This window comes from Pedobacter sp. 01T416_2, assembly GCF_056398925.1.
The window spans coordinates 1-8,916 of sequence record NZ_JBFTQI010000170.1 but is presented as its reverse complement, the minus strand read 5'-3'; the positions used below and the strand labels follow the sequence as shown (position 1 = coordinate 8,916).

Below are 8,916 nucleotides of genomic sequence, written 5' to 3'. Positions count from 1 at the left end.
TGTTGAGCCTGTCGAAACACCTTAAAGCGTATTTAAGGAGGTCCTTCGACAAACTCAGGATGACAAATCTATATTTATGATACAACCTCCTTTCTAAACAGATTCTGAAACAAGTTCAGAATGACGATCTTGTTTTTAATGAAATTTAAACAGCTCCTCAGTGTATTCGGAAATACCTTTTTTTACTTTACAGTTATTTGATGTGTTCTTTTATAAATACCTGAGGGTTATAAAACCGTTCGTTCAGTTGTTTATTATTAAAAGTTAGCCAGCTTGCACAGCCATAATCATCAAATTTTTTTCTGATCTCTAAATGAAGGTGATGGTAATCGCCCCCATACTTTTTACTTTCCAGAGGCGTAAATAACCTGGCCAGTTTGGTGTTTTGATCAACATTCTGGCCATTGCTTACATAAACTTCTTTCAGGTGTTTATAAGTGGTAAACATGGTTAAGCCATTTGGTAATTTATGTTTTAGCACAACTGTACGTTGGTTTTCACCCAAATGGACAGAGCATACTATTCCATTAGCCATGGCGTAAACATTAACCAGTTTCGCTTTAGGTTGTGCAGGATTAATATCAATAGCCGTGTGGATGTGGCCTTTAACATAACTATCTCTATGATCGCCAAAAATGCTGATGATTTTAATGTTGTTTATTCTCTTACGGTTAGTTACGTCAAAAGGAAGAAACCAGTTATCGGCTGTTTTTGCTGGAGCAGTATCGGTATAATATGGTTTCCATCGATCGCGATCTTTTTCAATCGTAGGTGTTTCGAATAAAAGTGTCGATAAAAAGATAAATACTAATGTTTTCATGCTAAAGATTTATAAAGCAAGATAATGATTTTATCGATATAAACTATTTTTATAGTTTAAAATAAATGGATCGTTATTGCGGGAAGGAACGATGGCGATATGATCTCATAGAAAGATCGTCATCTCGACTGAAGCAAAGCGAAATGGAGAGATCTATCTTTTAGATTTCTCGACTGCGCTGCACTCCGCTCGAAATGACGATCCTTAATGATGTTATTTTTTCGTGCAGTCAGATGGTAGCATCTGACTGCACATCAATTACAGCATTACATCTTCCTTCAAAGCCTCTGCTGCTGGATTAACCAAGGTACCAATCAATTCCGGAACAGGAACATCAGTACTTTCGCTATAACCGTGGGTTAACAACCTTACGCGGTTAATACAAACCCTGATAAATTCGGGCACAAACAGGTCAAATTTTTCGAATTTTGGAGCCAATTCTTGGTTTTCCTGTTGAAATTCTAAAATTACATCTGCCACCTGACGCCAGAAATGTTTTTCATCCAATCCTACATAACTGTAGAAAATGTTGCCGAGGTATCTGAAAACAGCATCAAAGATCCCTGAGAGGATAAATAAAGGGGCTAATTCATCATTAATCTCCCTTAAAACGTCTACCAGATCATTCGGTAATTTGGCTTTCGATTCTTCTGTGAGTACAATTTCTTCAACAAAATCTTTAATAATAATGCGCTCGGGTACGCCGTTTTTCATTACCAAAATGGTGTTTTCGCCATGCGGACTAAAGAAAAAAGCATGTTTGTAAAAAATCCTTAATACAGGTTTTAAATACGCAGACAGATAGGCATTTAACCAGCTTTCTGCATCCAGGCCAGATTTTTCTATCAAAGCCTCAACCATGCTTTTCCCATTGTCATCTACATAAAGCAGACTCGCCATGGTCATGATGTTTTCGCCTTCCAGCAAATAATTTTCGGCACTCTCACGCCAAATCGCCCCTAAAAATTCCTGATACTGATATGGAGAATCCGGAATTTCACTGTATTGTGGATGGGTATAAGCTACTGTTGCCACTTCACCCAAAAGCACCACACGGGCCTGTTTTAAATACTCATCGCCCTGAAGCATGTCTTTTGCCCACTGGGTTACTTTTGGTGCAATAGCCAGTTTTTTAGGTGAAAGTCCCCTGAAAATGGAGGTGTTTAAAATAGAGATAGCCGTTTTTACATAATGTTTTTTRGGCTCACTTACATTAAAGAAGGTACGTATACTGTTTTGACACATGTATTCATCATTGCCTAAACCGACAGGGACTATTAAATTATGCGCAATATCGTGTGCCAGTTGTAATACGATTTTATTGTTCCACTGCCATTCGTGCACAGGGATGAAGAAATAATCTTCAGGTGGTAACTGCTGTTGAATTAATACCTGATTAAAATCGTGAACCTGCTTTAAGCTGAGTTCTTCATTATAAAAAGAAAATGAAGAAATACTTTCGATACTTTTAAATTCTGCCCTTGTTTTATGTACCGCTAACCAAGCCAATTGGGTTCTTTGAGCAGCTTCTGGCGCGTATTTACCTTGATCGCTGTGGTTAAAGCCGATCCGTCCTTTATTGATGGTAGCCCAGGGATGTCCATCCATTTGATGTTCGATGGTTTGGTAATCAGCATTGGCTAATTCATCAGCGGTTAACCTGCCTTTTTGATGAATGTAGGCATCGGCGTATAAGGTATTTAGGGTTTCTTCTACGAAATGGGCAAGTGTAAAGGGTTTAATGCCAAAAGTTTGCTGTAGTTCGGTATAAAATGCAGGAGCGTTGTTTACGGCTACACTTTCGCCATTTACAAATTTTTTGATGCTTTGTTTATCTATGTGCAGGTAATCTAAAGCACGTTGTTGCCCTGAAAAGGTATAATAAATATCTTCAGAATCTGTAGCGAGACGGAAATCAGAATTTCCTTGTTCGTTGGTACTGATCAATGTTGGCTCAGCTAATTTTTCGTGCATGAGCTCCACTATCGATTTTGCAATATAATTGCGGTTTACTTTATCCCAAATTTCTTTGTTTAAGGGTTTTATGTGATTGAAGTTGTTGTAATTCATGGTATTTAGTATTTTAAATATTGGGTTGGTCCAGATTTGTAATCTGGACTTTTTGTGCTCCGGATTTTAAATCCGGTTCTCTATAGTCTGGATTACAAATCCCCGACCATCAATATTAATTTAATCTTCAGATAATTGCAGCGCTGCGTTAGATAATTCATTTTCCTGTATTTCATCTGTTACGCTAAACTGCTGGAAAGCAATCCGTTTTTCTACCGGATAAATTTCGAAGCCTAAAATGGCATTGATAATGGATGCATTGCGATAGGCACCCATGCCCAAATCAGGTGTTACGAAACCGTGGGTATGCAGTTCTACATTTTGAACAAAGATTTCATTTCCATTTACATCAATAGCATAGTTGCGGTGTACTTGAAAAAGTCCGTCGGCATTACGTGCAATGCGATCGTTTATCCCTGATAAGAAACCAGGCTCATTATATTTGTAACCAGTTGCCAACACCACAAAATCAGTATCAACAGCAAAATCCTTTTCACTTTCGGTATGATAAAAATCGAGCTGATATTTTCCGTCGGCGTTTACTGTTAAATTGTTCAGTTGACAGTTAGGCATCAATTCAGCATTTACCTTTTCGCCATCAACACTCAATTCGTACAGTTTATCAAAAATCTGGTTAATCAGTTCGAAGTTTATGCCTTTAAACAGCGAATTTTGTTTTCCTAAAAGCTGTTTGCGTTTGGCATCACTCAGATTATAAAAGTGGTCTACATATTCGGGAGAAGTGAGCTCCAATGTTAATTTCGAATACTCCATCGGGAAAAAGCGATCAGGCCGGGTAAACCATTTTAATTTCAGTCCATTCTCCGTTTCAGGCAATAAATCGTAAAAAATCTCGGCGGCACTTTGTCCTGAGCCAATAATCGTTACGGTTTTTTGCTGCAGCAGCGTAGATTTAAACTTTAAATATGCTGAAGAATGTATGGCATTTTTATGCTCAGCTGGCCTAATAAAACCAGGTACTTTTGGTGCAGTTCCCGTTCCGAGCACTATTTTTTTAGTGAAAATGGTTTCACTGGTTCCGCTTGATTGATCAACTTTTTCTACCTGATAAACACCATCAGCGTAATTTACACTGATTACTTTCTGTCCGAAATGGCARTTTTGCAGATGATTGATAGCCCATTTACAATAAGCATTATATTCCTTTCGTAATACAAAAAAATCTTCTCTGATATAGAATTTATATAGGCGATCTGTTTGTTTAAGGTAGTTTAAAAAGCTGTACGGACTGGTTGGGTCGGCCATGGTTACCAGATCAGCCATAAAGGGGACCTGTAAAGTGGCATCGCTTAACATCATGCCAGGGTGCCAGTTAAATTCGCTCTCCTGATCCAAAAATAAAGTCGTTAAGCTACTGATAGGGGCACACAATGCAGCTAATCCCAGGTTGAACGGACCTATACCGATCCCTACAATGTCGTATATTTTTTGATTTTGCATTTAAATTTCCTCCGTTTCAAATTCTGATGATTTAGCCATGGCATATGCCTTCGCCTCAGGGAATTTTTCCCAGTACCAATCGCGGTGGCAAAAGGTAAGATTGGCCATTTTGTAAGGCATCTGGATCACTTTCTCCAATTTGAAGCCCAATCTGGTTACAAAAATGTGCATCGCGCGACTTTCAACAGCTGCTTCGCCAATGCATTTACCTACTTCAGGTTGTTCGAAAATGAAATCCATTAATGCCTGACCGGTTTCGAAGCTGAATTTTTTATCTTTATCCGTTGGCGCAATCAGCAAATGTGCACCATAATCGGTCGTTAAAGCTTCGTAGCAGGCACCTACACCATCGCGCATTGGCCAGTAGGGCTCTATGGTAAAAGTGGGTTCGCCATTTATTTCGCCTATAAAACTGTGCGATGAATCGTTTGGCAATAAAGTTCTATAGAATAGCTCTAAACCTCTAATCGGTCCATCCATCTTCCAGATCGGTTTTGCATGTTCCTGGTTAAACCAATCGTGAACCATTTCCAGATCCTGGTCGATATTAAACGGCCGGATGTTGATCGTTACATTTTCTTTAGGGAAAAATCTGCTGTACAACACATCTTTCGTTTGCGGCTTGATCAGGTTTTCGGAGAAGAAATATTTAGATAAAGGATTGGGGAACTCACGGTAAATAGCCGGATTATCGATAGGCGCACTGGCCTCGTCGATATTGCAGAGATTGGTAAGCAGGTTACCTTTTACCTCCCAGCTGCGACGGTTGATGATATAATCAACCAAACCTGTAGTATCGCTGTTTTCGAATTGTTTAAACTCCAGATAAACGAGATCGATCAAGGTTTTTTCATCGGCGAGATTGTTGCTTGCAATGGCATTTACCACACCTAAAATATTGTTGATGAGCAGGTAATAGGTGAGCTTAGGGATAATGTATTCGTTCGGTACAATCGAACCGCTTTCTGCAGCAATACCAGGAGATACTTTTTCTAATACCTCGGCTTTAGCATCACTAAAGAAAAAGCCCTGATTATCCCTGAAATAAAGTTTTGCAGGATAATAATCTTTATCCAGTTCTACCATCACATTTTGCTGATGGAACTCAAAAGCCATCCCAAAATTGTTGTAAAGTCCAACAATCGGTGCAACACAAAGGTGCAGGTATTGTTTAAACCAGTTTACTGCAGTATAGGCAACCGTTTTATTTTTGCTGATCGCTGCTTCTTCAATGATGTTTACAATTCTTGGTTTTTGCCCCAGTAAAGCATCCTGACAAAGTGCTGCCAAAAGCGTTACATTTTTCTCGGCTCCTTCTCCCTTAAAAGGATTTTGCCTGATACTGATGTTGAAACCATTAATGGCTTCGCCTTTATAATTTACGGAGATAAATGCAGGGTCGGTAATGAATTCAATTTCAGGGAACTCGGCTTTGGCCGCTTTGCCGTATTCGGTTTTTAAAAGTTTACTTACATCATAGCCACGGTGAAGCTCTCTAACCAGGTTAACCCTTTGCGAGTTGGTTATTTTTACGTGTAACGAAAATTTAAGCATCCAATCGCTCGATGCATTGTAAACTGTCCTCACCGAAGATGTTGGTGTATAGAATTCTCCAAAATGCCCAAGATAGAATAGCAGCTTTTCTTCCTGCATCGCTTTTACTGTAGGAAGGGTAAGCAGATATTCTGCCTCCCAGGGGTGCATGGGTACCACTTTATGGTCTGGGTGTTGATCGAGTAAATGAATGATTTCAGCATGGTTGCTATCTAACAATTCAATTCTGAAAAGATCCGTCATGTCAAAACCTTCCGCATTTTTCTCAACAATATTTTCTGCTGAGATCAGGAAATAGGCCAGTTGGAAACGACCCTGGGTTTCTGGTGAATATTTAAAAAGCTCTTCTTTATTGTTAAAGCCAGATCTCCCTTTAGGAAGTGGATGTGCATTGTGACCTAAAAACAAAGATTGCTCTGCCTCAATAAAATTCATTTTAGCAAAATTTGCAGGCCTGCCATTCTGTTTGAAGAACGATAAAAATGCTTCAAGATTTTCTACACTGTTGGCTAAACGTTGTTTTACCAGATTAGCATCAACATCAGGAAATTCTTTAGCACTGAACTGGATGGCCAGTTCCATAAACCTGTAAATACTGATCGGATTGACGACATCTGTAGCAACATCACGTTCGACTATCGGGAAATTAAATACGTGCCTGCCACTGTCGGCATAAAATTTTAAAGGCGCATACACTTCGAAACCAATGGCCGTAAAATCGAACCGGATATGCAGGCGATCCGTAGTGGTAGTCAAATAGTTTGCTAAAGACTCATCATATTTAGGTGTACCTATATAACGGCTCCAGTTGTTAAATTCTCTGCAATAACTGTTTAGAAGTGCATTAAAGTTAGTTTCTTCTGAAATCTGCTGAAACCTGATTGAGTCTAACGTATTCGTTTCCATGTTTTTTAATAATTTTAATAATGTTTTCAATATCGCTGATGGTAGTAAGCGGGTTAAGTAGGGTAAATTTGAGGTAGAATTGATGGTTAATCTTGGTGCCGGCAACTAAAGCCTTCCCTTGATTAAACATCGCTTTTTTGATGTACTGGTTCATGGCACAAACATCTAAGCGTACGTTTTTTGGTCGGTAACGGAAAACCAATGCACTGATATCTGATTCGTTCATCAGCTCAAAATCACTATCTGAGTGCAAGAGATCAGCAATTTTGGCTGCGGTTTCGATAATGGTGTCAAAATAACCACCCAATTTGTTCCTGCCCATCATCCTTAGTGTAAACCAGAGTTTTAAAGCGTCAAAGCGTCGGGTGGTTTGTATCGATTTGTTTACCTGGTTGGGTAAACCATCCTCATCATGATCTTTTGGATTTAAATAATCGGCATGGTGCGTAATCAGGTTGAAAAAGTTTTTATCGCGTACGAGGAAACCGCTGCTGCTTACCGGCTGGAAGAAAGATTTATGGTAATCAACCGTAACCGAGTGGGCCARTTCGATCCCGTTCAACAAACTGCGGTACTTATCCGTTAGCAGTAAGCCGCAACCATAAGCGGCATCGATGTGGAACCAGGTATTGTATTTTTTGCTGATAGAAGCAAGTTCTTTCAGCGGATCAACATTTCCGAAATCGGTAGTTCCTGCTGTGCCTACAATGGCAATAGGGATGTTGCCCTGATTAATTTCCCGTTTAATGGCATCTTCCAATAAAACGGTATTCATCCTAAAGCTGCGGTCGGTTTTGATCTTGATTACCGATTTTTCGCCTAAACCTAAAAGGGAAGCATTTTTCTGAATACTGAAGTGCGCTTTTTCAGAAACAAAAATCCTAAAACGAGCTGCTTCCTGGGGCAATCCATCTACTTTAATGTTGTGGTTTAGTGCCGTGATGGAATAATGATCACGGGCCAATAAAAGCCCCATTAAATTGCTCTGGGTGCCCCCGCTGGTAAAAATGCCATCCGCTTTTTTGTTGTAACCGATCTGGTCGCAGGTCCATTCGATCAGCTTTTGTTCGATTAGTGTTCCGCCTGCACTTTGGTCCCAGGTATCGATTGATGAGTTGATGGCCGAAATCATGACTTCGGCAGCGACAGCGGGAATCACAATCGGACAGTTTAAGTGTGCAATGTAGGCAGGGTGGTGAAAGGCAACCGCATGGCTGGTGTAAAGCTGTTCAACTTCTTTAAGCAAAGCATCGTAATTGTCGTGCGTTTTTTCAAATTCGATCGAATCAAACAGCGGTCTTAATTTCGATGGCGATACACCACTAAAGGGCTGTTGATTGTTGCCGAGGAATTTTTTTACCGCCTGGGTAACTTTTCCTATTGCATGCAGGTACTCTACTTCATTTTCGTGGTGAAAGATTTCCTTGGTTGGACTTTCCGTAAGGAAATCAATAAGTTCATGTTTTTCGAGGTCTGATGTAAACATTAGTTTTTCAATTTTTCAAAAGATTAAGGTTAAATGGCAATAAAATTACTAGGCATATCAATGCCGAGATTTTCAAATAATACTTGGTTCTGAGCAGCTTAAATTAGTGAGCGGTTTCGACTATAATTCCGGTTGCTAAGGTATATTTTTATTTAGATTGATTAAAAATAATATTTAAAATATTTTTAACATATTGTTAGTAAGTTGTTTGCTGGCTGATGCTTAACCGTTTTAGTATAGCGTGGAACAAAAAAATAAAATATTTTATTTGGATTTAATCTAAATAAATGATTGCTTTGCGCAAAAAAATAATAATCATTGATGAAACCATCATGATTTTCAATATCACAACGGTATGACTAAATCATGATAGTTTCATTACCATTAAAACCAAATTTATACGGATGAAAAATCTATACTTAATTGCAATCCTTGTCTGTGGATTTATCTTAACGGGCAAAGCTCAAACCGTTACCGGAAAGGTAATAGGCGAAACCGCTCCGCTTGCTGGGGCAAATATTAAAGTTGAAGGCAAAAATGCTTCGGCTATAACAGCTGCTGATGGTAGCTTTGAATTAAAGTTAACCGAAGGTTCTTTCAAATTACAGGTGAGTTATGT

At 39.1% G+C, this 8,916-nt stretch carries 6 protein-coding genes; 1 reads left to right on the top strand and 5 read right to left on the bottom strand.

From position 1 onward, the window contains the following. Nucleotides 1-193: 193 nt before the first annotated feature. The 5 genes from AC1DPQ_RS09545 to AC1DPQ_RS09525 all read right to left on the bottom strand — a co-directional run bounded on the left by AC1DPQ_RS09545 (nucleotide 194) and on the right by AC1DPQ_RS09525 (nucleotide 8,297). Nucleotides 194-820, bottom strand: coding sequence for a M23 family metallopeptidase (locus AC1DPQ_RS09545; RefSeq protein WP_477580697.1), 627 nt, complete (start codon nucleotides 818-820; stop codon nucleotides 194-196). Nucleotides 821-1,078: 258 nt separating this feature from the next. Next, nucleotides 1,079-2,890 (bottom strand): IucA/IucC family protein, encoded by a 1,812-nt coding sequence (locus tag AC1DPQ_RS09540; RefSeq protein WP_477608992.1) that lies wholly within the window; start codon nucleotides 2,888-2,890, stop codon nucleotides 1,079-1,081. A 120-nt stretch (nucleotides 2,891-3,010) separates the two neighbouring features. Then, entirely contained in the window at nucleotides 3,011-4,351 is a 1,341-nt protein-coding gene (locus tag AC1DPQ_RS09535) for a lysine N(6)-hydroxylase/L-ornithine N(5)-oxygenase family protein (RefSeq protein ID WP_477608990.1), read from the bottom strand. Continuing rightward, the gene (locus AC1DPQ_RS09530) at nucleotides 4,352-6,811 is read right to left on the bottom strand and encodes a GNAT family N-acetyltransferase (protein ID WP_477584913.1); all 2,460 of its coding nucleotides are present in this window, start codon (nucleotides 6,809-6,811) and stop codon (nucleotides 4,352-4,354) included. Beyond that, complete coding sequence (locus tag AC1DPQ_RS09525) at nucleotides 6,756-8,297, bottom strand: pyridoxal phosphate-dependent decarboxylase family protein (RefSeq protein WP_477608988.1); 1,542 nt, start codon at nucleotides 8,295-8,297, stop codon at nucleotides 6,756-6,758. The genes AC1DPQ_RS09530 and AC1DPQ_RS09525 overlap by 56 nt, the downstream gene beginning before the upstream one ends. A 404-nt stretch (nucleotides 8,298-8,701) precedes the next feature. Here AC1DPQ_RS09525 and AC1DPQ_RS09520 point away from each other — a divergent pair. Continuing rightward, nucleotides 8,702-8,916, top strand: a 215-nt coding sequence (locus AC1DPQ_RS09520; RefSeq protein ID WP_477608986.1) for a carboxypeptidase-like regulatory domain-containing protein, incomplete at its 3' end; no start/stop codon positions are given.

Bases quoted from the DNA above. Each gene is read 5' to 3' on its own strand.
- AC1DPQ_RS09530 (WP_477584913.1), bottom strand. From the start codon at position 6,811: ATGGAAACGAATACGTTAGACTCAATCAGGTTTCAGCAGATTTCAGAA.
- AC1DPQ_RS09545 (WP_477580697.1), bottom strand. From the start codon at position 820: ATGAAAACATTAGTATTTATCTTTTTATCGACACTTTTATTCGAAACA.